Origin of the sequence: Streptomyces goshikiensis, from assembly GCF_014650555.1 — a bacterium.
Classification (GTDB): Bacteria; Actinomycetota; Actinomycetes; order Streptomycetales; family Streptomycetaceae; genus Streptomyces; species Streptomyces goshikiensis.
Genome location: NZ_BMVE01000001.1, coordinates 341,450 through 366,471, shown reverse-complemented (window position 1 = coordinate 366,471; position 25,022 = coordinate 341,450). Strand labels below are relative to the sequence as shown.

Genomic DNA, 25,022 nt, shown 5'->3' with positions numbered 1-25,022 from the left:
TGCTGCTCGGATGACGACGGTGGACGTCCCCACGCTGGTGGCACAGGCCCGTGAGGGCCGGCCGCGGGCGGTGGCCCGGCTGATCTCACTGGTCGAGGGGGCGTCCCCGCAACTGCGCGAGGTGATGGCGGCCCTGGCCCCGCTGACCGGCGGGGCGTACGTGGTGGGCCTGACGGGCTCCCCGGGCGTGGGCAAGTCCACGTCCACCTCGGCGCTGGTGTCCGCGTACCGGAAGGCCGGCAAGCGCGTCGGCGTCCTGGCCGTGGACCCCTCCTCGCCCTTCAGCGGGGGCGCGCTCCTCGGCGACCGGGTGCGGATGTCGGACCACGCCTCGGACCCGGGGGTCTACATCCGCTCCATGGCCACCCGCGGCCACCTGGGCGGCCTCGCGTGGGCCGCACCGCAGGCGATCCGGGTGCTGGACGCGGCCGGCTGCGAGGTGATCCTCGTCGAGACGGTCGGCGTCGGGCAGTCGGAGGTCGAGATCGCCTCGCAGGCCGACACCTCGGTGGTGCTGCTGGCGCCCGGGATGGGCGACGGGATCCAGGCCGCCAAGGCGGGCATCCTGGAGATCGGCGACGTGTACGTGGTGAACAAGGCGGACCGGGACGGCGCGGACGCCACCGCCCGGGAGCTGAACCACATGCTGGGCCTGGGCGAGGCCCGGGGCCGGCACGACTGGCGGCCGCCGATCGTGAAGACGGTCGCGGCGCGCGGGCAGGGCATCGACGAGCTGGTCGAGGCGCTGGAGAAGCACCGGGCGTGGATGGACGAGCGCGGGGTGCTCGCCGAGCGCCGCGCGGCCCGGGCCGCGCGCGAGGTGGAGACCATCGCGGTGACGGCCCTGCGGGCGCGGATGGCCGATCTGAGCGGCGACGCGCACCTCGACGCGCTGGCGGCGCGGGTCGCGGCGGGGGAGCTGGACCCGTACGCGGCCTCGGACGCACTGCTGGCGACGCTGACGGAGGCCTGAGCCGCTCCTGGACGCACGCGAGCGCCGCGCCCCGGTTCCTTCCCGGGGCACGGCGCTCGCGTGTCTGTACGGCTCCGTGCGGTGCCGTACGGCGCAGCGGTCAGGCGTTGGGACGCTTGCCGTGGTTCGCCTTCTTCTTCTTGCGTGCTCGCTTCTTGTTGCCGCGCTTGGCCATGACGCCACTCCCTCGAAGATCGGGGTACTCCGGGCGTTCGCCAGTCTAGGGTCGCCCGGTCCGTCGCGCAGGCTCAGTCGTCGTTCTCGTCAGGAGTCGTTGTCGTTGTCGTCGTCCGAGTCCGAGTCCGACGAGGACACGGTGGCCTTGCCCGTCGTGGCGTCCACGTGGACGTGTTTGGTGGCGCCGCCGCCCTTGGGCTGGATCTCCACGTCCCAGTAGCGGGCGCCGCCGTTGTCGTCGTCGTCCCAGTCCACCGACCGGACCTGGCCGGGATGGGCGGCGAGGGCCGCCTTGACCGCCTTCTGTGCGTTGACCTTCGCGGCGAGCAGCTGCTTCTTCTCCTGGGCGTTGTCGCCGTCGTCGTCGTCGCCGTCCGCGTGCTCGGTGAAGACCTTGCCGCTGCGGGTGTCGACGGTCAGCTCCGCGTGCTTGCCGTTCTTGCCGACCACGTCGACGTGCCAGACCGCGCCGTCCTTGTCGAGGGACACGACGGTGCCGGGGTAGTGCTTCACGGCCGCCTCGGCGGCCCCCGTGGCGTCGACGTCGGCGCGCACCGCCGCCGTGGCGGCGGAGGGGGTTCCGGCCGCGCCGGAGGTGGCCGCGGCGGCGGCCGCGACCGGGCCCCCGACCATCAGGACCACGGCCGCGGCCGTCGAGATGTACGTGTTGCGCTGCATGGCAGACCTCCTCGGGCCGGCCAGGCGCTTACGGTTGCTCGGCGGGTGACCGGCGAGTGAGCGATACGGCTCATTCTCCGGGACGGCCGCGCGGACGGCGCGCGGTCGCCTCAGCCCTTGCCGCGGTTGGTGCGCAGGTGGTCGGCGACCGGGTCCAGCGAATCCCGGAGCGCCGTGAGGGCCTGCGGGGACAGCAGGTCGATGAAGTGCTTGCGGACGGACGCCACGTGGTGCGGGGCGACCTTCCGCATGAGCTCCATGCCCTCGTCGGTGAGGACGGCGAACAGACCGCGGCGGTCGGACTCGCAGCTCATCCGGCGGACGAGGCCCGCTGCCTCCATTCGGGTGATCTGGTGGGACAGCCGGCTCTTGGACTGCAGCGTCGACGTCGCGAGGTCGCTCATCCGCATCCGCAGTCCCTCGGACTCCGACAGGTTCACGAGGATCTCGTAGTCGTTGTTGGTGAGTCCGAAGGGCTGGAGATCCTTTTCCAGCTGGTGCATCAGCAGTCTGCTGACGTCCAGGTGGGTGCGCCAGGCGCACTGTTCGGCGTCGGTCAGCCAGCGGGTGGCCGTCTCGGTCTCCATGGTCTCCATGAATGAACTCTACCTAAGAAGTTGAATTACGTACAAAAATAGGAAGATCTGGGAAGTCGCCCACGGGCGCTCACAGGCCGAGCCGCCGCTGGATGTCACCCAGCTGTCCGGGCATCCGCGGAACACCCAGCTGGCCCAGCGGCCCGCCCTGCCCGCCGCCGTACCCGGCCCCCGGGACCCCGGCGGACTCCGCGCCCGCCCCCACGGCGCCGACGGCCTGCTCCGCCATCAGCATCTCCGAGGACTGGAGCAGCACCGTGCCCGCGCCCACGAACTCGAACTGGTGCTCCTCGCCCGAGGCGCCCCCGATGCCCGAGAGCGAGCGCAGGCCGCCCATCACGCCCGACATGTAGCCGTGGTCGTAGTGGTGGCAGGGGGAGGGGCAGTCGGCCCAGCCCACCAGCGCCTGCGGGTCCACGCGCAGCGGCGGCTCCATGAACACCACCGGCCCGTTGGACGCCGCCACGAACTTCCCGGTTCCGATCAGCGTGAGGAAGCCGGGGACGATCGACTGCTTCAGCGCCAGGGTCGGCTGGTAGGCGAGCAGGTTGCCCGACCTGATGGTCAGGTTGCCGTTGTCCAGGTCGTACGAGTTCACGTCGAAGGCCCGGTCGGCGAGCAGCATCTTGCCCTGCCCCTCGGCCACCACCCAGTCGCTCGCGTGCAGCGGCGAGTGGAAGCTGGTGCGCAGCAGCCGGTCGAAGCGGCCGTTGCCGACGCCGTTGAACTCGATGCGCCCGTAGTACGAGATCATCTTGCCCTTCTGCAGGAACCACTGGCTCCCCTTGAGCTCCACGCAGAAGGTGTACGCGTTCACGTTGTCGTCGGAGGGCAGGGAGTACGGGTCGAACACGGTCGGGCCGCCAGGCCCACCGGGCACGGGTCCAAAGTTCACAGCTTCTCCTCCGAGGCCTGCACGTACACGGCGCCCTGGCCGGACAGCTCCAGCTGGAACGCCTCACCCGAACCGCGCCCCACCATGTCCCGCCAGCCGAGCGCGGCGGAGAGCTTGTTGCGGACCTCGCCGTGGTGGGCGACGTACGCCTGCGGGTCCACGTGCACCGGGCGCTGGGGGGTGATGGGGAGTTCGATGACCCCGCCGTGGGCCATCACGGCGACCGAGCCGTGGCCCTTGAGGGTGGTGGTGAACAGGCCCTGGCCGGTCACCTGGCCGCGCACCATGCCCATGACCCCGCCCTGCGAGCCCATGAACATCGTGCCCTGCTGGAGGGTGCCGTCGAAGGCGAGCAGCCGGTCGGCCTCGACGTAGAGGGTCTCGCCGGTCAGGTTGATCACCTGGATGTGGTGGCCGCCGTGGCCGAACATCACGGTGCCGCTGCCCTCGACGCTCATCAGCGGGGTCTGCTCGTTCGCCACGCGGCGGCCGATCATGCCCATCACCCCGCCCTGACCGCCCGTCAGGCTCGGGGTGAAGGAGACCTCGCCGCGGTACGCGAGCATCGCGCCGCGCTGGCTGTACATCTTCTGCCCCGGGATCACCTGGGCCTCGACCATTTTGGAGTTGATCTCGCGGAACGGCATCAGATGTCGCCCCCGATGGTGTTGCGCTCGCTGGGCTGCACGTACACCAGGCCCTCGCCCTCGAAGCGGATCTGGAACGCCTCGCCGGAGCCCTCGCCGATCAGCGTGCGGAAGTTTACGCCGGACTGGAAGGACTGCTGGAGGTTGCCGGTGTGCGCGATGTACGCCCCCGGGTCGACGGAGAGCGGGTACTGGGCGCTGACGCGCAGCACCACCGCCGGGCCGTCCGACATGATCGCCGCCTGCCCGCTGCCCTCGACGGTCGTGGTGAACAGGCCGTTGCCCGTCGCCCCGCCGCGCAGCCCGGTGAAGGTGGTGCCGGTGCGCAGCCCGGCGTCGGTGCACAGCAGGTTGCTGGACTCCACGTAGAGCTTCTCGCCGCGCAGGCTGACGAGGTTGATCTCGCTCGCGCGGTCGGCGAAGAAGCAGGTGCCGTGCCCCTGTACCTCCATCACGGTCATCTGCTCGCCGGTCAGCCGGCGGGTCACCATCCCGCGGAGGCCTTCGCCACCGCCGGTCATCTTCTTGAAGGCCATCTGCCCGTCGTACGCGACCATGGAGCCGTTCTTCGCTTTCACGGCGTCCCCGGTCAGATCGACGGCCAGCACCTTGCTGCCTTGGAGTCGGAACTGAGCCACGGGATGACGTTATCGGCAGGGAGCGCACCCGAACAGGGCCTCGTGGCCGATATGCGCCACACTCGGGCACGATCGGGCACACCCGGCCACCTCCGGCCCGGCCGCGGCCGGCGCGGGCCGCCCCGCGCGCCGCCCGCGCCACGCCCGCGCGCGGAGCGGGACCCGGGTCAAGATCCCGCAAAGCGGCTGAGACACTGGGACCGACCTCCAGCCCCGTCCCGAAGGTTCCACGTGGACATCAAGACCGCCTCCGCCCTGCACCGGCTGCGCCTCATCTCCGTTCCGGAGGCGCTCTCCTTCCCCGCCCTGCTGATCTTCGGGACGCTGCTGAGCTGGCTCACCGACATCGACTACCTGAAGATGCCGCTGGGCATGCTGCACGGCATCCTCTTCCTCATCTACTCGGTCTTCCTGCTGGATGTCTGGAACCGGGCCAAGTGGCCGTTCAAGAAGGCCGCCCTGTTCTTCCTGCTCTCGCTGGTGCCCTTCGGCGGCCTCTACGGCGACAAGCTGCTCAAGCGCGAAGAGGCCGACAGCGTCATCGCGGCCCGCGCGCGCGAGGCGGCCGACGCGTGATCGTCGCGTTCTCGGTGACCCCGCTGGGGGTGGGCGAAGAGGTCGGCGAGTACGTGGCCGACGCGGTCCGCGTCGTGCGCGAGTCCGGTCTGCCGAACCGCACCGACGCGATGTTCACCACCGTGGAAGGCGACTGGGACGCCGTGATGGACGTCGTCAAGCGGGCGGTCGCCGCCGTGGAGGAACGCGCCCCGCGCGTCTCCCTCGTCCTCAAGGCCGACATCCGCCCCGGCGTCAGCGACGGCATGACCTCGAAGATGGAGACGGTCGAACGCCACCTCGCGGGCGGCTGAGCGGAGTCGGCGCGCGGGTACGGAGCCCCGGCGGTCCTGCTCAGGTGGGCTCGGGGGGTGTGCCCGTGGTCAGGGCTATCGCCAGGGGGGTGCGCTCGTAGTGGACCCGGTGTCCGTGGCGGGCGGAGATCAGCAGGCCCGCCCCGTGCAGGGCCTTGAGGTGCGCCGACACCGTTGACGGCGCGAGCCCCAGGCGGTGCGCGAGCGCCGTCGTCGAGGCCGGCTCGGTCAGGGCGCACAGCACGTCGGCCCGGGCCCGCCCGAGCAGCCGGGCCAGCGCCCGCGGGGCCGGACCGGCCGGAGCCGTCCACAGCGCGCCGATGCCCCGGGCCGGGTAGACGAGCGTCGGCTGCCAGGGCGGGTCGTAGCCCCCGACCACCTCCGGCCACACGAACGCGCTCGGCATCAGCAGCAGCCCCTGCCCGTTCAGCTCCCGGTCGTGGTGCGCCCGGCGCCGGATGGTGAGCGTGTCCTCGCACCAGCCGAGGTCCGGATGGAGGCCGTCGAACAGGGCCTCCAGACCGCCGGCCGTGAGCCGGCGCGAGTGGAACAGGATGTCCGCCTCCAGCACGGCGCGCAGCCGCGGCCAGTGCGGGGCGATCAGGGCGGCCCAGGCCCGCTCGTACAGATCGGCCAACTCCCGTACCGCCCGGGCCGGATCCGCGAGCATCCGCTGCCCGAGGTCGCTCTCCAGGGCACCCGGGGTGCAGACGAGCGCGCGCCGCAGGTCCTCCCGTACCGCCTCCGGGTCCTCGGTGCCGGCGGCGCGCACCCGGGCCAGCTCCTCCTCCATCATGGCGGAGGGCCCCAGCGGCGGCGGGCCGAGGAAGTCCGGGTTGTGCCCGCTGCGCGGCATCAGCAGCCACAGCGGCCGCAGGTCCAGCCCGTCGGCGGCCGCCCGGATCCGGCGCAGCCAGGGCAGGTGGTACGCCTGCCGGTGCGGGCGGCGCAGGGTCCGCACCGCCTCCTGCGTCTCCCAGCGCGGGGAGATCGCGAACCGGCAGCGCAGCAGGTCACCCGGCCCGAAGCGGAAGTGGAACGCCATCGGCCGTACCTCCCGTCGCCGCCCCGAGAGGCCCCGGTGATTCGGCCTGCGCCGAATCCCTGTCCGCGCCACCGTAGCCCGCGCAGGGTGGTCCGCATGCCAACCGTCAACCGGGCCACGGCGCTCACCCCCGCCGGCGGCTACCGCACGGTGTTCCGGATCCGTGAGTTCCGGGCCGTCTTCGCCGCGCACCTGCTGTCCGTCCTCGGCGTCGTGATCGCCGAGATCTCCCTCACCGTCCTCGTCTACCGCCTCACCGGCTCGCCCCTGATGAGCGCGCTCACCTTCGCCCTCGGCTTCCTCCCCTACGCCCTCGGCGGGACCCTGCTCGCCGGGACCGCCGACCGGTACCCCGCCCGGCGGGTGCTCGTCGGCTGCGACCTCGTCTGCGCCGCGTGCGCCGCCGCCATGGTCCTGCCGGGCACCCCGGTCGCGGGGATCCTCGTACTGCGCTGCGCCATGGCCTTCGTCGCGCCGCTCTTCCAGGGCGCCCGCGCCGCCTCCCTCGCCGACGTCCTCGGCCCCGGCGACGCCTTCGTCCTCGGCCGCTCGCTGCTGCGCATGGTGGCCCAGAGCGCCCAGCTGACCGGCTTCGGGATCGGCGGACTGCTGCTCACCGTCCTCGCACCGCGCGGGGCCGTCGCCCTGACCGCCGCCGGGTTCCTCGGCTCCGCGCTGCTGCTGCGGTTCGGCACCCGCTCCCGGCCCGCCCGCGCGGGAGCCGGCGCACCGCCGATGTCCGTCGGCGCGGGGCTGCGGGCCGTACTGGGCGAGCGCCGGCTGCGGGCGCTGATCCTGCTGTTCTGGCTGCCGCCCGTCTTCGTCATCGTCCCGGAGGCCCTGCTCGCCCCGTACGCCGACGGCATCGGCGCCGGCACCGCCGCCCTCGGGCTGCTGATGTGCGCGCAGCCCGTCGGCGTGATCGCGGGCGAGCTCTGGGCGGGTTCCGCGCTCTCCCCCCGGACGCGCTCGCGGATCGTGGTCCCGCTCGCCACCGCCGCGCCGCTGCCGCTGCTCGGCTACGCGCTCCGGCCCGGCGCCGCCGTCCTGTTCGTTCTGCTGCTGCTCTCGGGGCTCGCCCACGCCCACACCCTCGGCCTCGACCAGATGTACGTGGACGCCGTCCCCGGGGAACTCCGGGGCCGGGCCATGACCTTGCTCAGCACCGGCCTGATGACCTTCCAGGGCGTCGGCATGGCACTGGCCGGGCTCGCCGCCGAGTTCCTCCCGGTGCACGTGGTCGTCACGGGCGCCGCCGCCCTCGGCACGGTGGTCGTCGTCCTGCTGTTCGCCGAACTGAGGGCCGCCGGCCGCCCGTCGGGAGGGCCGGGGAATGAGACGGGACCCCCCGGCAAATGACCGCCCGGTAGGGTCTGGTCCGTGCCCAAGCCGCTCAGTCTTCCCTTCGATCCCATCGCCCGCGCCGACGAACTCTGGCAGCAGCGCTGGGGGCCGGTGCCCTCGATGGCCGCCATCACCTCGATCATGCGCGCGCACCAGATCCTGCTCGCCGAGGTCGACGCGGTGGTCAAACCGTACGGACTGACCTTCGCGCGCTACGAGGCGCTGGTGCTGCTCACCTTCTCCAAGGCCGGTGAGCTCCCGATGTCGAAGATCGGCGAGCGCCTCATGGTGCACCCGACGTCGGTGACGAACACCGTGGACCGGCTGGTCCGCTCCGGTCTCGTCGACAAGCGCCCCAACCCGAATGACGGACGCGGCACCCTCGCCTCCATCACGGACAAGGGCCGCGAGGTGGTCGAGGCGGCCACGAAGGACCTGATGGAGATCGACTTCGGCCTCGGGGCGTACGACGAGGAGGAGTGCGGCGAGATCTTCGCGCTGCTGCGCCCCCTGCGGGTGGCCGCCGCCGACTTCCAGGAGAAGTAGGGGAAGGGGCGGGGGAGCAGCCGGCGTCACCCGGCCCCTCGTCAAGATCGAGCAAAAGGGACGGTTAGGCTCGTCCGCATGAAACGAAGCGTGCTGACCCGCTACCGCGTCATGGCCTACGTGACGGCGGTCATGCTCTTGATCCTCTGTGCCTGCATGGTGGCGAAGTACGGCTTCGACACCGGCGCCGACCTGACCTTCGCGGTCTCGCAGGCCCACGGTGTGCTGTTCATGATCTACCTGGTGTTCGCCTTCGACCTGGGTTCCAAGGCCAAGTGGCCCTTCGGCAAGCTCCTCTGGGTGCTCGTCTCGGGGACGATCCCGCTGGCCGCCTTCTTCGTCGAGCGCAGGATCCGCGCCGAGGTCGAGCCGCTGGTCGAGGGCGGCCTGGCCACCGCCGAGGCCTGACCCCCTTCCGTTCCGACCCCGGGACTCCCGCCCGAAGCCCGTCGCCGCCGCGACGGGCTTCGTCGCGTCACGGGGAGTCACCTCAGGACTACCGGAGGTTTGCCATCGACATTTACTAGGACGTCCTAGTAAATTTGAAGCATGGATGCTGACGCCATCGAGGAGGGCCGCCGCCGCTGGCAGGCCCGTTACGACAAGGCCCGCAAGCGCGAGGCCGATTTCACGACGCTCTCCGGAGATGACGTCGACCCCGTCTACGGGCCCCGCCCCGGCGACGCCTACGAGGGGTTCGAGCGCATCGGCTGGCCGGGCGAGTACCCCTACACCCGGGGCCTGCACGCCACCGGCTACCGAGGCCGGACCTGGACGATCCGGCAGTTCGCCGGGTTCGGCAACGCCGAGCAGACCAACGAGCGCTACAAGATGATCCTGGCCGCCGGCGGCGGCGGGCTCTCCGTCGCCTTCGACATGCCGACCCTCATGGGCCGCGACTCCGACGACCCGCGCTCGCTCGGCGAGGTCGGCCACTGCGGCGTCGCCATCGACTCCGCCGCCGACATGGAGGTCCTGTTCAAGGACATCCCCCTCGGCGACGTGACCACCTCGATGACGATCTCCGGGCCCGCCGTGCCCGCGTTCTGCATGTACCTGGTCGCCGCCGAGCGGCAGGGCGTGGACCCGGCCGTGCTGAACGGCACGCTCCAGACCGACATCTTCAAGGAGTACATCGCCCAGAAGGAGTGGCTCTTCGAACCCGAGCCGCACCTGCGCCTCATCGGCGACCTCATGGAGTACTGCGCGAAGGGCATCCCGGCGTACAAGCCGCTGTCCGTCTCCGGCTACCACATCCGCGAGGCCGGGGCCACGGCCGCGCAGGAGCTCGCCTACACCCTCGCCGACGGCTTCGGGTACGTGGAACTCGGCCTCTCGCGCGGCATGGACGTGGACGTCTTCGCGCCCGGGCTGTCCTTCTTCTTCGACGCCCACCTCGACTTCTTCGAGGAGATCGCCAAGTTCCGCGCGGCCCGCCGGATCTGGGCGCGCTGGATGAAGGAGGTCTACGGGGCCAAGAGCGACAAGTCGATGTGGCTGCGCTTCCACACCCAGACCGCCGGGGTCTCGCTGACCGCGCAGCAGCCGTACAACAACGTCGTCCGCACCGCCGTCGAGGCCCTCGCCGCCGTCCTCGGCGGGACGAACTCGCTGCACACCAACGCCCTCGACGAGACCCTCGCGCTGCCGAGCGAGCAGGCGGCCGAGATCGCCCTGCGCACCCAGCAGGTGCTCATGGAGGAGACCGGCGTCGCCAACGTGGCCGACCCGCTGGGCGGCGCCTGGTACGTCGAGCAGCTCACCGACCGCATCGAGGCCGACGCCGAGAAGATCTTCGACCAGATCAAGGAGCGCGGGCTGCGCGCCCACCCGGACGGGCAGCACCCGATCGGTCCGATCACCTCGGGCATCCTGCGCGGCATCGAGGACGGCTGGTTCACCGGCGAGATCGCCGAGTCGGCCTTCCAGTACCAGCGCTCCCTGGAGAAGGGCGACAAGCGGGTCGTCGGCGTCAACGTCCACCACGGCTCGGTCACCGGCGACCTGGAGATCCTCCGGGTCAGCCACGAGGTGGAGACCGTCCAGGTCCGCGAGCTCGCCGCGCGCAAGTCCCGGCGCGACGACGCGAAGGTCACGGCCTCGCTCAAGACGATGCTGGAGGCCGCGCGGGACGGGTCGAACATGATCCCGGCCATGCTCGACGCGGTACGGGCCGAGGCCACCCTCGGCGAGATCTGCAACGTGCTGCGCGACGAGTGGGGCACCTACACCGAGCCGCCCGGCTTCTGAGCCGGGCCCTCGCGGGACGACCGGGCGGGCGTCCGCGCGCTCACAGACGGCAGGCGTGGATGGCCGTCGTGAGGATCGCGCGGGCGCCCAGCTCGTAGAGGTCGTCCATGATCCGCTGGGCCTCCGCGGCGGGGACCATCGCGCGGACGGCCACCCAGCCCTCGTTGTGCAGCGGGGAGACGGTGGGCGCTTCGAGGCCGGGCGTGAGGGCGACCGCGCCCTCCAGGTCCTCGGCCCGGCAGTCGTAGTCCATCATCACGTACGCCCCGGCGACCAGGACGCCCTTGAGGCGCCGCAGGAACTGCCGGGCCTTCGCCTCCTGGGAGCCCGCGTCGGCGCCCGGGCGGCGGATCACGACCGCCTCCGACTCCATGACGGGCTCCCCGATCACCTCCAGCCCGGCGTTGCGCAGCGAGGTCCCGGTCTCGACCACATCGGCGACGACCTGGGCGACCCCGAGCTCGATGGCGGTCTCCACCGCGCCGTCGAGGTGGACGACGGAGGCCTGGATCCCGCTCGCCGCGAGGTGCTTGGCGACGATGCCCTCGTACGAGGTGGCGATGGTCAGGCCGTCGAAGTCGGCGGTGTCCCGAGCCCAGCCGGGCTTGACGGCGTAGCGGAACGTCGAGCGGCCGAAGCCGAGCGCCAGCACCTCCTCGGCGTTGGCCCCGGACTCGACGAGCAGGTCGCGGCCGGTGATGCCGAGGTCGAGGCGGCCGGAGCTGACGTAGACCGCGATGTCCCGCGGTCTGAGGTAGAAGAACTCGACCGCGTTGCCGGGATCGACGAGGACCAGCTCCTTGGCCTCCTTGCGCTGCTGGTAGCCGGCCTCGCGGAGCATCGCCGAGGCCCGGTCGGACAGGGAACCCTTGTTGGGGACCGCGATCCTTAGCATCCGTCGGACTCCTCACGTCGTGAACGGTCGAACGATCAGGGGCTGTGCCGTGCCGTGCTGTTCCGTGCCGTGCTGTTCCGTGCTGTGTCGTGCCGGGGTCCGGAGCGGCCCCGCGGGGCCGCTCCGGACCGGTGGGGCTACTCCGCGAAGGTCAGGACCGCGGCCGCCTCGGCCCCGCTCGACGCGTTGATCGTCGATTCGGGCCGCGGCGGGGCCTGCCGCAGGAACGTTCCGGCGTACCGGCCGCCGAACACCAGCGGCGCCAGCACCATCTCGCGCCCGGGCGGGTTCGCCCCCGGCAGCACCACCACGGCCGGCCGCAGCCGCCGCTGGAGCACGTAGCGCTCGCGCGGATCGGCGAGCCGCTCCGCCATCAGCGCCCGCCAGGCCGCGTCGTCCGAGGCGAAGCCGAACGCCATGTCCTTGCCGCCGTACGCCGAGGCGGGCTTGCAGATGAGCTCCTCGCGCCCGGCGACCGCCCGGTCGAGGGTGTCGGCCCGCAGCCGGAACGTCGGCGGCACGTGCGCCCGTACCAGCGCGCGCTCCTCCTCGGTCAGGAGGGCCTCGAACTCCGGCTCCGAGAACAGCGCCAGATTGGCCTTGTTGTCGTACAGCGCCGTCGCGGGCGCGCCGATGAAGTCCACCTTCAGCGCCCGGTCCAGCTCCATCAGCCGGCGGGTGAGCGCCGGCGGCACGTGGTTCTTCGTCTCGTGCCAGGTGTACATGGTGACCACCGCGTCGATCCGCTCGCCCTCGAAGAACACGCCCTCGTCGGTGAGTTCCAGATCGGCGATCAGACCACAGCTGATCTCGTACCCGCCGGAGCGGATCATGTCCACGAAGAACCGGCGCCCCGAGTCGATGTCCGCCGGGTTCGCGATCGCCTCGAAGACGCGCAGCGGCCGGTCCGCCGGGACCCGCACCAGCCCGGCGAGCATGTCGAGCCAGATCCGCGAGGTCGCCGGCCCGCCCGGGGTGAGCCCGCGCCCGGCCAGGAACCGCCCGAACGCCGAGTCCAGGGTGGCCGCCGTGTACGGGGCGAGCGTGCTCAGGCCGCCCATCGGGGTCGACACGTTCAGCTCGACCAGCTTCAGCCCGTCGTCGGTCACCACCAGGTCGGGGCGCATGACCGCGGTGGCCGCCCGGCCCGTCCGGGGGTGCCGCAGCGCCTGCGCCATCAGGTCCGCGTCCTCGGCCGGGATGCCGAGGTACGCCGCCCAGGCGCCGAGGTCGTCGCCGAAGACCCGCCGCGGGAAGGCCGTCACCAGCCCGGCGAGCCGTACGCCCACCTCCGCGACCTCCTCGGCGGCGGCCTTGTGGAGGACCGGCGGCGGATACATGTGCACCCAGCCGGGGCGGTGCAGCCGCGCCTGGAAGCGCTCGGCGTCGGCGGCGGCCGCGGCGGCCCCGGCCTCCCCGCCGCTCGCGATGAAGTCCGCCCAGGCGTCGGTGGCGCGCGGGTCGAGGGAGGACCAGGCGCTCACGAGATCTTCCCGGCGGCACGCAGCGCGGCCAGCACCGTGTTGACGGTCTCGGAGGACTGGTCGATCCCGGTGGCGCGGAACGAGTAGTTCAGGCCGCCCGGGTTCACCAGGTTGAACTCCATGACGTACGGATACGCGATGTCGATGCCCGAGTAGAAGATGCCCAGGTCCATCATCCGCTTGCCGAGGGCGCGGACGAACTCGTCCTCCTCCGGGGTCAGCGTCAGGCCCTCGAACCTGGTGCCGAGCGTGACGTTCGCCCGGTCGTCGTTCTCGAAGTGGAAGCGGCGGAACCCGCACACCGGGACGTCGCCGGCGATGATGACGCGCTTCTCGTTCTCCCGGACGTTCGGGATGTACTCCTGCACGGCCGTGTAGCGCTTGGCGAGGCCGATGATGTTGCGGCTGTACATCTCGTAGCGCGGCACCGCGTTGCCGGTGGCCGCCTGGAGCAGCGCCGGCCGGTTGCGCTCGTTCTTGCCGACGAAGTAGACGCCCGCGCCACAGCCCTCGTTGGTGGGCTTGAGCACCCAGGTGCGGTCCTCGTCGGACTCGACCAGGCCGGTGAGGTACTCGAAGTCGTTCGAGACGTACGACGCGGGCAGGTTCGCCTGCGGCACGGCCGCGCCCAGGGTGATCTTCGAGTTGAGGTAGAAGAGCGCGGCGGCGTCGTTGACGAACGGCACGCGCTGGTTGAGCAGCCACAGCAGCTGGAAGGAGTCGGCGAGCGCCTCGGGGTGGGTGCCGGTGAGGACCCAGACCAGGTCGAAGTCCTCGGCGGAGGCGTAGGGCTCGCTCAGCGCCGGGAAGTCGTTGCCGGTCAGGTACTCCTCGGACAGCCGCACCCGGTCGACGACCACGACGGAGTCGTGCACGGACAGCGTGTCGATGTCGCCGATGTGGACGTCGTGGCCCTCGCGGTAGAGGGCGCTGGGGATGATCGAGTGGTTGTCGAGGCGGAACTTGGCGGCCTCGGAGACCAGGACGAGGATCTTGTACGACACGGGAGGTGCCTTTCGGGAGCGTGCGGGCGTGCGAACGATGGGAAAGGGGGCGGGGCACAGGCCCCAGGCAGCCGCCGGGTCAGCGGCCGGCGGTGAGCGTGCGCACCGCGACGTCGAGGTGGCTCTCCAGCTCCTCGCGGTCCGCGCCGACGGCGACGACGAACCCGTGCCGGTCCCGGGACCTGAGGACCTCCGGGGGCAGCTGCCCCGCCGGGACGCTGACCACGACCTCGGTGACGCCGGGCAGCGAGCCGACCAGCTCGGTGCTGATGTCCTGGACCGGGGTCGTCCGGCCGAAGGTGACGTAGCGGATCCCGGCGACCCGGTCGCGGGTCGGGGCGCCGGCTACGGGCAGGCCCAGGGCGTCGGCCATGGCCTGCTCGAAGACGTCCTCGCCGAGCGCGAGGTCCAGCATGTCGCTGATCCGGTCGCCGCCGGGGCGCCCGTGCGACTCGATGAGGCGCGGACCGTCGGCCGTCAGCATGACCTCGGTGTGCGAGGGGCCCGTACGGTAGCCCGCCGCGTCCAGGGTCGCGGCGACCAGCGCCCCGATGGCGGCCTCGGAGGCCGGGTCGAGGCGGACGGGCAGGGTGTGCCCGGTCTCGACGAACCCGGGGGCGCCGGTGGTCATCTTCTCCGTGATGGCCAGCACCCGGTGGCCGGCGGAGGAACTCATCGCCTCCACGCTGTACTCGGTGCCGACCAGGAACTCCTCGACCACGTACGGGGTACGGAAGTCCAGCTCGGCCACGTACCGTTCGGCCTCCTGCGGACCGGCCAGGTAGCGCACTCCGGCGCTGCCGGTGCCGTCGACCGGCTTGACCACGCACGGGTAGCCGATCAGCTCGACGGCGGGCAGGATCTCGTCCTTCTCGGCGCAGGTCCGGTACGCGACCGGCTTCCCGGCCCGGTCGCCGACGGCGGCCCGCAGCTTCGCCTTGTCCTTGAACGCGACCAGCGCCCCGGGCGGGTTGCCCGGCCAGCCCAGCCGCTCGTTGACCACCGCGGAGACCGCGCAGCCGAGCTCGCCGAAGCCGAAACAGCTGACCGGCGCGGCCAGTTCGAGCTTGCCGAGCTGCCCGATCAGGTCCTCGGGGTCGGAGATCCACTCGGACTCGACGGGGACGACGGGCAGGTCCGCGGGCAGCGGGGCCCCGGGGTCGGACACGATCACCAGCGCCGCGCCGAGCCGCTGCGCCGCGGCGATGACGTGCTCGCGGGGGTTGAGGAGGACGACGGTCGGTCGGGTTTCAGGCATGGCGCGTACGCACTTTCGGTAGGAGGAGACAGATCGCCGCGGCGGCGAGGGAACACCCCACGAGCAGCACCCAGGCCCGGCTGCCGCCCCGCGTGGCCTGGAGCAGCTGGCCGCCCAGACTGGAGCCGAGCAGGCTGCCCAGGGCCCCGGCGGCGCTCATGGTGCCGAGCGCGAGCCCGGTGCGGCGCAGCGCGGCGGCGTTCACGGCCTGCTCGTCGAGGCTGGGGCCGATCAGCATCTCGGCCAGCGTCACGGGCAGGACGAACGCCAGCAGCGAGTACCACCCGGCGAGCGGGATGAGCACGGCGTAGGCGCAGGCGAATGCGAGGAAGCCGAGGGCCAGCAGGGTGCGCGCGGTGGCGCGGCGGAAAACCCTGCTCAGCAGCGTGTACTGGAACAGCACGACGAGCAGGCCGTTGGCGGTGAAGACGACCGAGATGGCGGCGGTGCTGCCGGTCAGCTCGTTCGCGGCGATCGGGAGGAGGACGTTGAGCTGGCTGTAGATGGCCCAGTACGCGACGCCCAGCGCGGCCAGCGGCGCCCAGTGGCGCAGCAGGGTCCAGCGCGTGACCTCACCGGGCCGGCCGGCGGCGGCGTCCGGCGCGGCGCCGGGATCGGCGTCCGGCCCGGCGCCCGGGCCGGTGGCCTTCGCCGCCGTCCGGCCCGGGACCGCGGCCGCCGTCCGCCCGGACACCAGGCCGATGCCGAGGACGAGGTGCGAGAGCACGCACGCCGCCAGGATGTAGCGGAACCCGAGCGGGTACACCAGGGCCCCCAGCGCGGGCCCGACCACGACGCCGATGTTCACGAAGGTGGAGCGCAGCGCGAGCATCGTGCGCGGGTCGGAGCCCTCCTGAGACACCAGCAGGGTCTTGGTCGACAGGCCCAGCATCGAGCCTCCGACGCCGACCGCCACGATCCCGGCCACGAGCGGGGCCGGCCGGCCGGCCCCGCCGAGCCCGAGCAGTACGTAGCCCGCGATCCGCAGCAGGAACCCGGCCGCCATCACCCGGCGGGGGCCCAGCCGGTCCACCAGCAGCCCGCTCAGCAGCGAGAACGCCTGGCTGGAGAAGGCCAGCAGGCCCACCAGGAACCCGGTCCGGCCCGCCGGTATGCCCTGCGCCGTCAGCTCGATGGCCAGCAGCGGCAGGAACATGAAGGTGGTCAGGCCGGTCAGGAGCACGGCCACGAGGAGGAGGCGCGCGGTCGGCGACGCCCCGCGCCACCCGTTCACGGCGCGGGAACCCGGTCGGCCTCGGTGGAGTCCTCGGGGACCTCGACGAGGTTGCCGAGGATCCAGGCCTCGGCCTCCAGCAGCCGGCTCTCCACCTCGGCGGTGCTCGCCCCGCGCACCAGTGCGAAGCACAGGTGGGAGGTGCTGTTCTGCGGCACCGCGCCCAGCGCGAGCTGCTCGTTGACCTGGTACTGGTCGACCCACTCGAACGGCAGCGACTGCGGCGCCCGCACCGGGCGGCCCTGCGGGACGACGGCGATCGAGCCGCGCACCTCGGCCGGCACGGCCGTCGGCGCGGGCTCCACGGGCAGGCCGCACGAGAGCCGCAGCCAGGTGGCGTGCAGGTCCAGGCCGTACGTCAGCCGGGTCAGGGCGGGGATCCGGGAGCCGCCGACGCGCGAGGCGATCTCGCACAGCAGGAACTCGTCGTCGCGGGTGCGGAACACCTCCAGGTGGTACGCGCCGACCTCGGGGGTGTCGAAGGCGTCGAGGACGCGGTCGAGGAACTCCTCCAGCCGCCGGGCCAGCTTGTCGCGCGGGTCCAGCTGCAACGAGCCGTTGTTCTGGCCCGAGATGACGCCGAGACAGTCGCGCAGGTACCGCGAGGAGGCCACGAACCGGTAGCCGGGGGCCAGGATCGCGTCGACGTGGTAGATCTCGCCGTCGATGAACTGCTCGGCCATCAGGTCCTCGCGCCAGTGGCGGCGGCTGAAGGCGATCAGCTCGTCCTCGTCGCGCAGCACGGTGATGTCGCGGGAGCCGCCCTGGCTCACCGGCTTGACGACGACGGGGTAGCCGTTCTCCCCGATGAAGTCCGTCAGGTCGACGATCGTCCGCAGCCGGGCGTAGCGAGGCGTCCCGACCGTACGGCTCGCGGTGTCCTTCATGACGACCTTGTCGCGGAAGGAGGTGGCGCTGGCCGAGGACTGGCCGGGGACACCGAGGTCCTCGCGGATGCGCGCGACCCGCTCCAGGTCGTACTCGTTGTCGGTGATGACGTACGCGAACGGCTCGCTCTCGGCCAGCTGCCGGATCCGCAGCTCGGCGTACGGGACGAACTCGCAGTCCACCACGTGTTCGTAGGAGGCGAGTCCCTCGTGCCGGGCCAGGGGGTTGTGGCTGAACACGTGGACGCCGTCGGCCAGCTCGTGCAGCATGGCCGCGTAATCGTGCTGGGCGCCGTAATTGATGATGGCGACATTGGTCATGGGTGTGGCCTTTTGTCGTGTGCGGGGAGAAGAAAGAGAAAGGACCGCTCAGCCCTGGAGGGAAAGCGCCGGCAGATCGTCCTGGACGCTGAAATGTCTTCGGCCCCAATTCATCGTGCACCAGGGTCCGGTCATCTGGTCGAGTTCGGTGATGACCACCGGGCGGTAATCGGGGTCCTCGGCCACCGGCCCGTCGGGCGGGAAGACCTGCTGGACGTAGCGGTGTCCCGGATCCGCGGCCATGAAGACCACGGGACCGGCGTCGGGGCGCGTCCGGCGGATGTGCCGGGCGGCCTGCCAGCCGGCGCCGGCCGAGAGCCCGGCGAAGACGCCGGTGCTGGAGAGCAGGTGGCGGCAGCCCGCCGCCGACACGTCGAAGTCCAGCCAGTGGACGTCGTCGTAGGCGCTGTAGTCGATGTTGTCGAAGCGGATCCCGCTGCCGATCCCGGCGATGATGAACCCGTCGAGGGGGAAGCCCTCCGCGCCGAAGGAGCGGCTGCCGAACGGCTGGATGCCGGCGACCCGCACGTTCGGGCACCCGGCCCGCAGGTAGCGGCTCATCGCACTGGTCGACGAGCCGGTGCCGACCCCGCCCACCAGCGTCATCTCGGCCGAACCCAGCTCCTTGAGCAGCATGTTCGCGACGTGCTCGTAGCCGACGTAGTGCACGTCGTCGTGGTACTGCCGCATCCAGTACGCGTCGGGGTTGCGCCGCAGGTAGTCGTGGACGAGCCGGACGCGGACCTCCTGGTCGTGCTGGAGGCTGCCCGTCCCGCCCGCGACCTGGTCGTACGTGGCGCCGAGGTACTTGAGCTGGGTCCTGATCGAGTCGTCGACCGCCACCGAGGCGAAGGCATGGCATTTCAGCCCCAGTTCGCGGCACACCAGGGCGAGCGCGTGCCCGTAGATGCCGCTGGAGCTGTCCACGAGGGTCTGGCCCGGGCGGATCACGCCGCGGGCCAGCAGGTCCTTGACCGCCGAGTAGACCGACGTCACCTTCATGACCTCGAACCGCAGGACGTAGATTCCGTCGCCCAGGTCTATCAGATCCGGTTTCGACATCTTCTCGGCGAATGACGAATACATAGCGCCCCTTTCTCGTGTGGTTCACGGGCGTCGACCGGATGGAATCTAGATCAGGCCGATACCGAACCGTTCCCGGTCGGTTCCCGGGCCGTTCGGGAAGAATCCGGGAAGGCCGGATGCGTCAATCGACGGGCGGTCGCCGGTGCTGCCGTCCGCGCCGTTCTCGCCGGAATCCCTAAGGACCTCGCCTTGTCTCAGCCCGTCGTTCTCCCCGCGGACCCGCGGCCGCCCCGGACGCCCGCCGCCCCCGACACCGAACGCGCCGGCGCATGACCGGCCGCAACGACGTCGCCGGGGCCCACCGGATCGTGGTGAAGATCGGCTCGTCCTCCCTCACCTCGGAGTCCGGCCGGCTCGACCCCCACCGGCTCGACGCCCTCGTCGAGGTCCTCGCCGCACTGTGCGCGCGGGGCAAGAGCGTCGTGCTCGTCTCCTCGGGCGCCGTCGCCGCCGGGCTCGCCCCGCTGGGCCTGGCGGCCCGGCCCACCGAACTGTCCGGCCAGCAGGCCGCCGCCAGCGTCGGCCAGGGGCTGCTCATGGCCCGCTACGGCGCCCAGTTCGGCCGGTACGGCATCCAGGTCGGCCAAGTCCTGCTCACCGCCGACGACATCACCCGCCGCGACCACTACCACAACGCCCGGCGCACCCTGAAGAAGCTCATGCAGATGGGGATCGTGCCCGTCGTCAACGAGAACGACGTCGTCGCCACCCACGAGGTCCGCTTCGGGGACAACGACCGCCTCGCCGCGCTGGTCGCCGAACTGATCGGCGCCGACCTGCTCGTCCTGCTCTCCGACGTGGAGGCGCTCTACGACGGCGACCCGCTCGCCGCCGGGAGCAGCCCCGTCGCCGAGGTCCGCGGCCCCGCCGACCTCGCGGGCATCCGTACGTCCGCCCCCGGCCGCTCCGGCGTCGGCACCGGCGGCATGGCCGCCAAGGTCCAGGCGGCGACGACCGCCGCGGGCGCCGGGATCCCCGTCGTGCTGGCCGCCGCGTGGAACGCGCGGGAGGCCCTGGCGGGCGGACGGACCGGTACGTACTTCCACGCCGCCCGCCAGCGCCCCGCGGAGCAGCTGTTCTGGCTGGCCCACGCCACCGCCCCGCGCGGCAGGATCACCATCGACGCCGGAACGGTCCAGGACGTACGGGAACACCGCCGGCCCGTCCTGTGCGGCGGGGTCACCGCCGTCGAGGGGCAGTTCGCGGTGGGCGACCCGGTGGACCTCGTGGACGGCTCCGGCGGGGCGGTCGCGCGCGGGCTGGCCCGGCAGGCGGCCGGCGACCTGATCCGGCTGCTCGCCGGAGTGCCGGTGACGGACGGACCCGGGGCCTCGGCGTACTTCGAGGTCGTCGGCGCGGACGACGTGGCGCTGTTCGCGCCCCACGACCAGGTGGGGACGGGGCCGGCATGACCGGCGATCCGACGGTGAGCGAGAAGGAGCAGCACATGACGTGCGATGTCGCCGTGCTCGGCACGGGCAAGATGGGCGAGGCCCTCCTCGGCGGTCTGCTGCGGTCCGGCTGGCCCGCGTCCGGACTGCGGGCGACCAGCCGCCGCAAGGAGCACGCGGCCGCGCTGGAGGCCCGCCACGGAGTCCCCGTGGTGGACAACCAGGAGGCCGCCTCCTGGGCCGACGTCCTCGTCCTCGCGGTGAAGCCGCAGGACATGGGCGCGCTGCTGGCGGAGATCGCCCCGGCGCTCACCCCCGCCACGCTGCTGGTCAGCGTGGCGGCCGGGCTCACCACCGGCTTCTTCGAGGAGCGGCTCCCGGCCGGCACCCCGGTGGTCCGGGCCATGCCCAACACCGCGGTCCTGGTCGACGAGGGCATGACCGTCCTCTCCGGCGGCGCCCACGCCTCGCCGTACCACGTGGACCGGGCCGGCGCGATCTTCCGCAGCGTCGGCCACACCCTGGTGGTGCCGGAGTCCCAGCAGGACGCCGCGACCGCCCTGTCGGGCTCGGGACCGGCGTACTTCTACTTCCTCGTCGAGGCGATGACCGACGCGGGCGTGCTCCTCGGACTGCCCCGGGACAAGGCCCACGAGCTCGTCGTGCGCAGCGCCGTCGGCGGCGCGGTGATGCTCCGCGACACCGCGGAGCACCCGGTCCGCCTCCGCGAGGCCGTCACCTCGCCGGCCGGTACGACGGTCAGCGCGATGCGGGAGCTGGAGCGGCACGGCGTGCGCGCCGCGCTGATGGCGGCCATCGAGGCCGCCCGCGACCGCAGCCGGGAACTGAGCGCCTCCTCCTAGCCGGTACGCCGGTACGCCGGCCGGTACCGGTTCGGGAACGGTTCGGGAACGCGTCCGGCCAGAGTCTTCCGTGTCGGGACGGCACACCGCCCCGGCGCACTCCACCACCACACCGCACAGAGGGAGTCATCATGCGCAGCAAGATCGCCGCTTGCGTCGGGGTCCTCACCGTCGCCCTGGTCCTCGGGACCGCCGCCGTCCCGCGGCCGTCCGGCGCCGAGGTCCGGGCGATCGAGGTCGGCCCCGCCGTCAGCCCCCGCTGACGCCCGGTCCCCGACCCCTACGCCGAGGCCGGCGCGGGGTCCGCGGCCGGGCCCGGCGCGACGGGCGGCCGGGCGGGCCGTGCGGCGGGCCGAGCCGCCTCGGGGGCCGCAGGCCGACGGTCCACCGGTACGCGCATGCTCTCCATGACGTCGTCCGCGCACCGGCGCAGGATCTCCGCCCGCCCCGTCCGTCCCGTCGCCGCCAGGGCCGCCGACATCCCCCGCAGCGCGCGGGCCGCCTCGATGCGGTACTCGATGGCCGACGCTAGCTCGTAGGCGCTCTCGTGGAGGGCGAGCGCCCGGTCGAACTCCCCGCGCCGGCAGTGGACGTCGCCGAGGATGTTCTCCACCACGGCCTGCCGCAGCGCCGTCCCCTTGGCCCGGATCAGCCCGTACGCCCGGTCGGCGTGGGCCACGGCCTGCCGGGTCCGGCCCAGGTGCAGGGAGGCGTCCGCCGCCAGCGCGAGCGTCAGCGCCAGGTTCTCCGGCATCCGGGACTCGTCGCTCAGCTCCAGCGCCTGCTCGGCGGCGGAGCGGGCCGCGGAGTGGTCCCGCGTCGCCAGCCGGGCGATCGCCAGGTCGTTCAGCGCGGAGATCTCCTCGTTGCGGGCGCCGAGGCGGCGGCTGATGGCCACCGCGCGCTCGGCGGCCGAGGCGGCCTCCCGGTGGCGCCCGAGCCAGGTGTACACCGAGCTGAGGTTGCACAGGGCGTACGTCTCCTGCCGGTTGCTCCCGGCCTCCCGGTACAGCTCGACCGCCCGCTCCAGGTGGCTGCGCCCGGCCGCGAGGTGGCCGAGGCAGCTGTGCAGCATGCCGAGCAGGTCGCGGCAGTACGCCTCGCCGTGCCGGTCGCCGAGGGACACCGCGATGTCCAGGGCCTCCGACGCGGCGGCGATCCCCTCGCGGAACCGGCCGAGTTTGGCGCGGGAGACGGTCTGGTTCGACAGGCTCAGCCGCAGCTGCGCCGGGTCGCCGATCCGCCGGGCCGCCGCCACCGCGAGGTCCGCGGCCTGCGCGTACTCCGACAGGTAGCTGCGGGCATTGAGATGGAACACCAGGTTCCGGGCCAGGTGGACGGCGTGCGCGAAGAACCCCCGCTCCTGGGCGCGTGCCACGGCCGCCAGCAGCGTCACGTACTCCCGGTCGAAGTACGCCTCCGCCTCGCCCGCGCTCCCGATCGGCGGGAGCCCGCCGGTCGGCCGGGCGAACGGGACGTCGACGGCGTCGCGCCCCGGGTACAGGAACCGGCAGGCCTCCTCGGTCACCGCGAAGAAGTGGTCCAGCAGCCGCCCGGTGGCCGCCGTCTCCACCGTGTCGTTGTCGCCGTCGTTGTCGTTGTCGTCGTCGCCGCGCGGGCTCTGGGCGAAGCTCCGCACCAGGTCGTGGAAGGCGTACCGGCCGATCTCGTGCTGCCCGACCAGGTGCGCGTCCAGCAGGTGCTCCAGTACGTCCTCGGCCTCCCGCACCCCGCACCCCAGCAGCGCCGCCGCCGAATGCACGTCGATCTCCGCGCCGGGGTGCAGCCCCAACAGCCGGAACGCGTCCCGGTGTTCCTTCCGCATAGCCCGGTAGGACAGCCGCAGCGTCGCCTCGACGCTGCGCTCGCCCGACCTCAGCTCGTCCAGCCTGCGGGTCCCGTCCGCGAGCCGGTCCACCAGGTGGCGCACCGTCCAGCGCGGCCGGTTGCGCAGCCGGGCGGTCGCGATCCGCAGCGCCAGCGGCAGGTGCCCGCACAGCTCCGCCAGCGCCTCGACGGCCTCCGGCTCCCGCTCCGTCCGGGACCGGCCGAGCGCCTCCCTGACCAGCGCCCGGCTGTCCGGCGGGGACATCACCCCGACCGACATCCAGTCGCAGCCGTCGAGTTCGACCATGCGGGTCCGGCTGGTGATCAGGACGAGGGAGTTCGACGACGCCGGGAGCAGCGGCCGCACCTGCGCGACGTCGGCGGCGTTGTCCAGGACGATCAGCATCCGGCGCTCGGCCAGCATGCCCCGCCACATGCAGCTGCGGCTGTCGGCCTCCTCGGGCAGCCGCTCGCCCGGCACGCCGAGGCTGCGCAGCAGTGCGCCGAGGACGCTCAGCGGCAGCCGCGGCTGCTCGCCGGGGGTGAACCCGCGCAGGTCGATGTAGAGCTGCCCGTCCGGATAGGCCTCGGCCAGCCGGTGCGCGGCCCGGATCGCGAGGGCGGTCTTGCCGCTGCCGCCCATGCCGTCGATGGCGACGATCCGGGTGGCCCCGTCGGCCGGAGCGGCGGCCCGCTCCAGCAGCCGGCCCAGCTCCCGCTCCCGCCCGGTGAACCCGGTCAGGTCGTTGGGCAGCGTCCGCGGCACCTCGGTCGCCCGCGGCGCCACCCGCTCACCCCCGGCCGCCGCCCCGGTCCCGGCCCCGCCGCCGGGCCCGGCCGCGTTCGTGGATCCGGCCCCGGGACCGGCGCCGGCCCAGGGCTCGGGCCCGACCGCGGATGAGGCCCTGCCCTCGGCCCAGGGCGCGCCCGCGACTGCTGCGCCGCTCGTCTCACCGGCCCCGGCCCAGGGCGCGCCCGCGATTGCCGGGCTGTCCGTGTCGCCGCCCCCGGCCCAAGGCCCGCCCGGGAAACCGGGTCCGGGCTTGGCCGGGGCGTCGGGCCCGGTCCCGGTCGCCGTCTCCGCGTCGGCCACCGGGCCGCCCGCAGCGGGTTCGGCCGGGGCCGCGGCCCCGGCCATCGAGCCGGGCGCGGCCTTCGGCCAGCCCGGGGTCCCGGTCACGGGGGCCGGGCCGGCCCAGGGCGTGGCGGGGCGCGGGGGCGCGGGGGGTTCCGGGGGCGCGAGTTCGGGGCTGTCGCGGAGGATCGCCTCGTACAGGCGGGTGAGCCGGGGGCCCGGGTCGATGCCGAGTTCCTCGACCAGCAGCTCCCGGACCCGGCCGAACTCCGCCAGGGCCTCCGCCTGGCGGCCCGACCGGTACAGCGCGAGCATCAACTGGCCGCGCGGCGCCTCCCGCAGGGGGTGGGCGGCTATCAGCTCCCGCAGGTCGCCGACGAGTTCCCCGGACTCGCCGAGCGCCAGCCTGATCTCGATGAGCTGTTCGACCGCGGTCAGCCGGCGTTCCTCCAGCACCGCCGAGGCCGAGGCGATCGCCGTGCCGCCGCTCCCCGACAGCACCGGGCCGCGCCACAGGTCGAGCGCGGCGCGCAGTTCCCGCGCCACGTCCAGCGGCCGCCCGGCGTCCAGCGCCGCCCGGGCCTGCCGCAGCCGCAGCGCGAACAGGCTGAGATCGAGCCGTTCCGGGGCGACGGCCACCCGGTAGCCGGCCCCCTCGGTGACGATCAGCCGGCCGCCGTCCGGAATGCGCTGGCGCAGATCGGCGACGGCTTTGCGGACCTGGTGCGCGGCGGTGGCGGGCGGCTCGTCGTCCCAGGCGGCCTCGACGAGGCGGCCGATGGGCATCACCCGGCCGGGGTCGAGGAGCAGCGTCGCGAGCACCCGCTCCGAGATCGGTCCGCCGAGCCGGATCCGGGCGCCTCCCGCGCGGACTTCGAGCGAGCCGAGGACCGCGAAGTGCACGTCTGCGGGGCGATGATCGCTCATGGTTGCCTCACCGGGTTCGCGCCAGCCCTCGACGGGAGGCCTTGACGAAGCGTGATCGTATACCAGCTCCCCGTGGCCGCGGCAGGCCCCGAAAACAAGGCGGCGGAGGCCC

The 25,022-nt window shown here is 72.8% G+C and carries 25 protein-coding genes; 10 read left to right on the top strand and 15 right to left on the bottom strand.

Features of this window, described 5'->3' with window-relative positions; genetic code table 11:
• The first annotated feature begins 10 nt into the window (after positions 1 to 10).
• On the top strand, positions 11 to 973 hold the full coding sequence (gene meaB, locus IE248_RS01625; RefSeq protein WP_037791289.1) for a methylmalonyl Co-A mutase-associated GTPase MeaB: 963 nt from the start codon (positions 11 to 13) through the stop codon (positions 971 to 973).
• A gap of 100 nt (positions 974 to 1,073) precedes the next feature.
• Here meaB and IE248_RS38530 read toward each other — a convergent pair whose 3' ends face one another.
• The 6 genes from IE248_RS38530 to IE248_RS01600 form a co-directional block, all read right to left on the bottom strand.
• A complete protein-coding gene (locus tag IE248_RS38530) occupies positions 1,074 to 1,148 on the bottom strand; it encodes a 50S ribosomal protein bL37 (RefSeq protein WP_099895366.1) in 75 nt (24 codons plus the stop codon).
• Positions 1,149 to 1,237: 89 nt separating this feature from the next.
• Positions 1,238 to 1,828, bottom strand: a complete 591-nt coding sequence (locus tag IE248_RS01620; RefSeq protein ID WP_190029819.1) for a PepSY domain-containing protein — start codon at positions 1,826 to 1,828, stop codon at positions 1,238 to 1,240.
• 110 nt (positions 1,829 to 1,938) lie between these two features.
• On the bottom strand, positions 1,939 to 2,415 hold the full coding sequence (locus IE248_RS01615) for a MarR family winged helix-turn-helix transcriptional regulator (protein WP_073773293.1): 477 nt from the start codon (positions 2,413 to 2,415) through the stop codon (positions 1,939 to 1,941).
• 79 nt (positions 2,416 to 2,494) lie between these two features.
• On the bottom strand, positions 2,495 to 3,304 hold the full coding sequence (locus IE248_RS01610) for an AIM24 family protein (RefSeq protein ID WP_037791293.1): 810 nt from the start codon (positions 3,302 to 3,304) through the stop codon (positions 2,495 to 2,497).
• An 11-nt stretch (positions 3,305 to 3,315) separates the two neighbouring features.
• Entirely contained in the window at positions 3,316 to 3,966 is a 651-nt protein-coding gene (locus tag IE248_RS01605) for an AIM24 family protein (protein ID WP_037791294.1), read from the bottom strand.
• The gene (locus IE248_RS01600) at positions 3,966 to 4,604 is read right to left on the bottom strand and encodes an AIM24 family protein (RefSeq protein WP_073798302.1); all 639 of its coding nucleotides are present in this window, start codon (positions 4,602 to 4,604) and stop codon (positions 3,966 to 3,968) included. Before IE248_RS01600 ends, IE248_RS01605 begins: the two co-directional genes overlap by 1 nt.
• Positions 4,605 to 4,835: 231 nt before the next feature.
• Between IE248_RS01600 and IE248_RS01595 the strand changes: the two genes are divergently transcribed.
• Together IE248_RS01595 and IE248_RS01590 are read left to right on the top strand one after the other, a co-directional pair.
• Entirely contained in the window at positions 4,836 to 5,180 is a 345-nt protein-coding gene (locus tag IE248_RS01595) for a DUF3817 domain-containing protein (RefSeq protein WP_073798303.1), read from the top strand.
• Positions 5,177 to 5,473 (top strand): MTH1187 family thiamine-binding protein, encoded by a 297-nt coding sequence (locus tag IE248_RS01590; protein ID WP_073798304.1) that lies wholly within the window; start codon positions 5,177 to 5,179, stop codon positions 5,471 to 5,473. The genes IE248_RS01595 and IE248_RS01590 overlap by 4 nt, the downstream gene beginning before the upstream one ends.
• A gap of 40 nt (positions 5,474 to 5,513) precedes the next feature.
• Here IE248_RS01590 and IE248_RS01585 read toward each other — a convergent pair whose 3' ends face one another.
• Entirely contained in the window at positions 5,514 to 6,518 is a 1,005-nt protein-coding gene (locus IE248_RS01585; RefSeq protein ID WP_190029818.1) for an ArsR/SmtB family transcription factor, read from the bottom strand.
• 96 nt (positions 6,519 to 6,614) lie between these two features.
• Between IE248_RS01585 and IE248_RS01580 the strand changes: the two genes are divergently transcribed.
• The 4 genes from IE248_RS01580 (at position 6,615) to icmA (ending at position 10,658) form a co-directional block, all read left to right on the top strand.
• Complete coding sequence (locus tag IE248_RS01580; protein ID WP_229895081.1) at positions 6,615 to 7,877, top strand: MFS transporter; 1,263 nt, start codon at positions 6,615 to 6,617, stop codon at positions 7,875 to 7,877.
• 21 nt (positions 7,878 to 7,898) lie between these two features.
• Positions 7,899 to 8,408: a MarR family winged helix-turn-helix transcriptional regulator gene (locus tag IE248_RS01575; protein ID WP_008738261.1), complete on the top strand. Its 510-nt coding sequence runs from the start codon at positions 7,899 to 7,901 to the stop codon at positions 8,406 to 8,408.
• Between the two features lie 78 nt (positions 8,409 to 8,486).
• The gene (locus tag IE248_RS01570) at positions 8,487 to 8,816 is read left to right on the top strand and encodes a DUF3817 domain-containing protein (protein WP_008738263.1); all 330 of its coding nucleotides are present in this window, start codon (positions 8,487 to 8,489) and stop codon (positions 8,814 to 8,816) included.
• Positions 8,817 to 8,957: 141 nt separating this feature from the next.
• Positions 8,958 to 10,658 carry a coenzyme B12-dependent isobutyryl-CoA mutase large subunit gene (gene icmA, locus IE248_RS01565; protein WP_008738264.1) on the top strand — a complete coding sequence of 567 codons (1,701 nt, stop codon included), beginning with the start codon at positions 8,958 to 8,960 and terminating at the stop codon, positions 10,656 to 10,658.
• 40 nt (positions 10,659 to 10,698) lie between these two features.
• Here the strand turns inward: icmA and hisG are convergent, their stop codons facing one another.
• The 7 genes from hisG to IE248_RS01530 form a co-directional block, all read right to left on the bottom strand.
• The gene (gene hisG / locus IE248_RS01560; protein ID WP_008738265.1) at positions 10,699 to 11,553 is read right to left on the bottom strand and encodes an ATP phosphoribosyltransferase; all 855 of its coding nucleotides are present in this window, start codon (positions 11,551 to 11,553) and stop codon (positions 10,699 to 10,701) included.
• A gap of 137 nt (positions 11,554 to 11,690) precedes the next feature.
• Entirely contained in the window at positions 11,691 to 13,037 is a 1,347-nt protein-coding gene (locus IE248_RS01555; RefSeq protein WP_190029817.1) for a hypothetical protein, read from the bottom strand.
• Complete coding sequence (locus IE248_RS01550) at positions 13,034 to 14,041, bottom strand: ATP-grasp domain-containing protein (protein ID WP_008738267.1); 1,008 nt, start codon at positions 14,039 to 14,041, stop codon at positions 13,034 to 13,036. The genes IE248_RS01555 and IE248_RS01550 overlap by 4 nt, the downstream gene beginning before the upstream one ends.
• 79 nt (positions 14,042 to 14,120) lie before the next feature.
• Complete coding sequence (locus IE248_RS01545; protein WP_100582708.1) at positions 14,121 to 15,299, bottom strand: ATP-grasp domain-containing protein; 1,179 nt, start codon at positions 15,297 to 15,299, stop codon at positions 14,121 to 14,123.
• Positions 15,292 to 16,533, bottom strand: coding sequence for an MFS transporter (locus tag IE248_RS01540; protein ID WP_073798309.1), 1,242 nt, complete (start codon positions 16,531 to 16,533; stop codon positions 15,292 to 15,294). Before IE248_RS01540 ends, IE248_RS01545 begins: the two co-directional genes overlap by 8 nt.
• The gene (locus tag IE248_RS01535; protein WP_100582710.1) at positions 16,530 to 17,741 is read right to left on the bottom strand and encodes an ATP-grasp domain-containing protein; all 1,212 of its coding nucleotides are present in this window, start codon (positions 17,739 to 17,741) and stop codon (positions 16,530 to 16,532) included. Before IE248_RS01535 ends, IE248_RS01540 begins: the two co-directional genes overlap by 4 nt.
• A 48-nt stretch (positions 17,742 to 17,789) precedes the next feature.
• Positions 17,790 to 18,827 carry a pyridoxal-phosphate dependent enzyme gene (locus tag IE248_RS01530; RefSeq protein WP_190029816.1) on the bottom strand — a complete coding sequence of 346 codons (1,038 nt, stop codon included), beginning with the start codon at positions 18,825 to 18,827 and terminating at the stop codon, positions 17,790 to 17,792.
• Positions 18,828 to 19,096: 269 nt separating this feature from the next.
• On the opposite strand from IE248_RS01530, the gene proB reads away from it, so the two are divergent.
• From proB to IE248_RS38095, 3 genes are all read left to right on the top strand, one after another.
• Positions 19,097 to 20,239, top strand: a complete 1,143-nt coding sequence (gene proB, locus IE248_RS01525; RefSeq protein WP_190029815.1) for a glutamate 5-kinase — start codon at positions 19,097 to 19,099, stop codon at positions 20,237 to 20,239.
• A gap of 35 nt (positions 20,240 to 20,274) precedes the next feature.
• Positions 20,275 to 21,081: a pyrroline-5-carboxylate reductase gene (gene proC, locus IE248_RS01520; protein WP_008738305.1), complete on the top strand. Its 807-nt coding sequence runs from the start codon at positions 20,275 to 20,277 to the stop codon at positions 21,079 to 21,081.
• 131 nt (positions 21,082 to 21,212) lie between these two features.
• Positions 21,213 to 21,344 (top strand): hypothetical protein, encoded by a 132-nt coding sequence (locus tag IE248_RS38095; protein ID WP_256382652.1) that lies wholly within the window; start codon positions 21,213 to 21,215, stop codon positions 21,342 to 21,344.
• Between the two features lie 17 nt (positions 21,345 to 21,361).
• On the opposite strand, the gene IE248_RS01515 is transcribed toward IE248_RS38095, so the two are convergent.
• Positions 21,362 to 24,910: an AfsR/SARP family transcriptional regulator gene (locus IE248_RS01515; RefSeq protein ID WP_190029814.1), complete on the bottom strand. Its 3,549-nt coding sequence runs from the start codon at positions 24,908 to 24,910 to the stop codon at positions 21,362 to 21,364.
• Between the last annotated feature and the right edge of the window lie 112 nt (positions 24,911 to 25,022).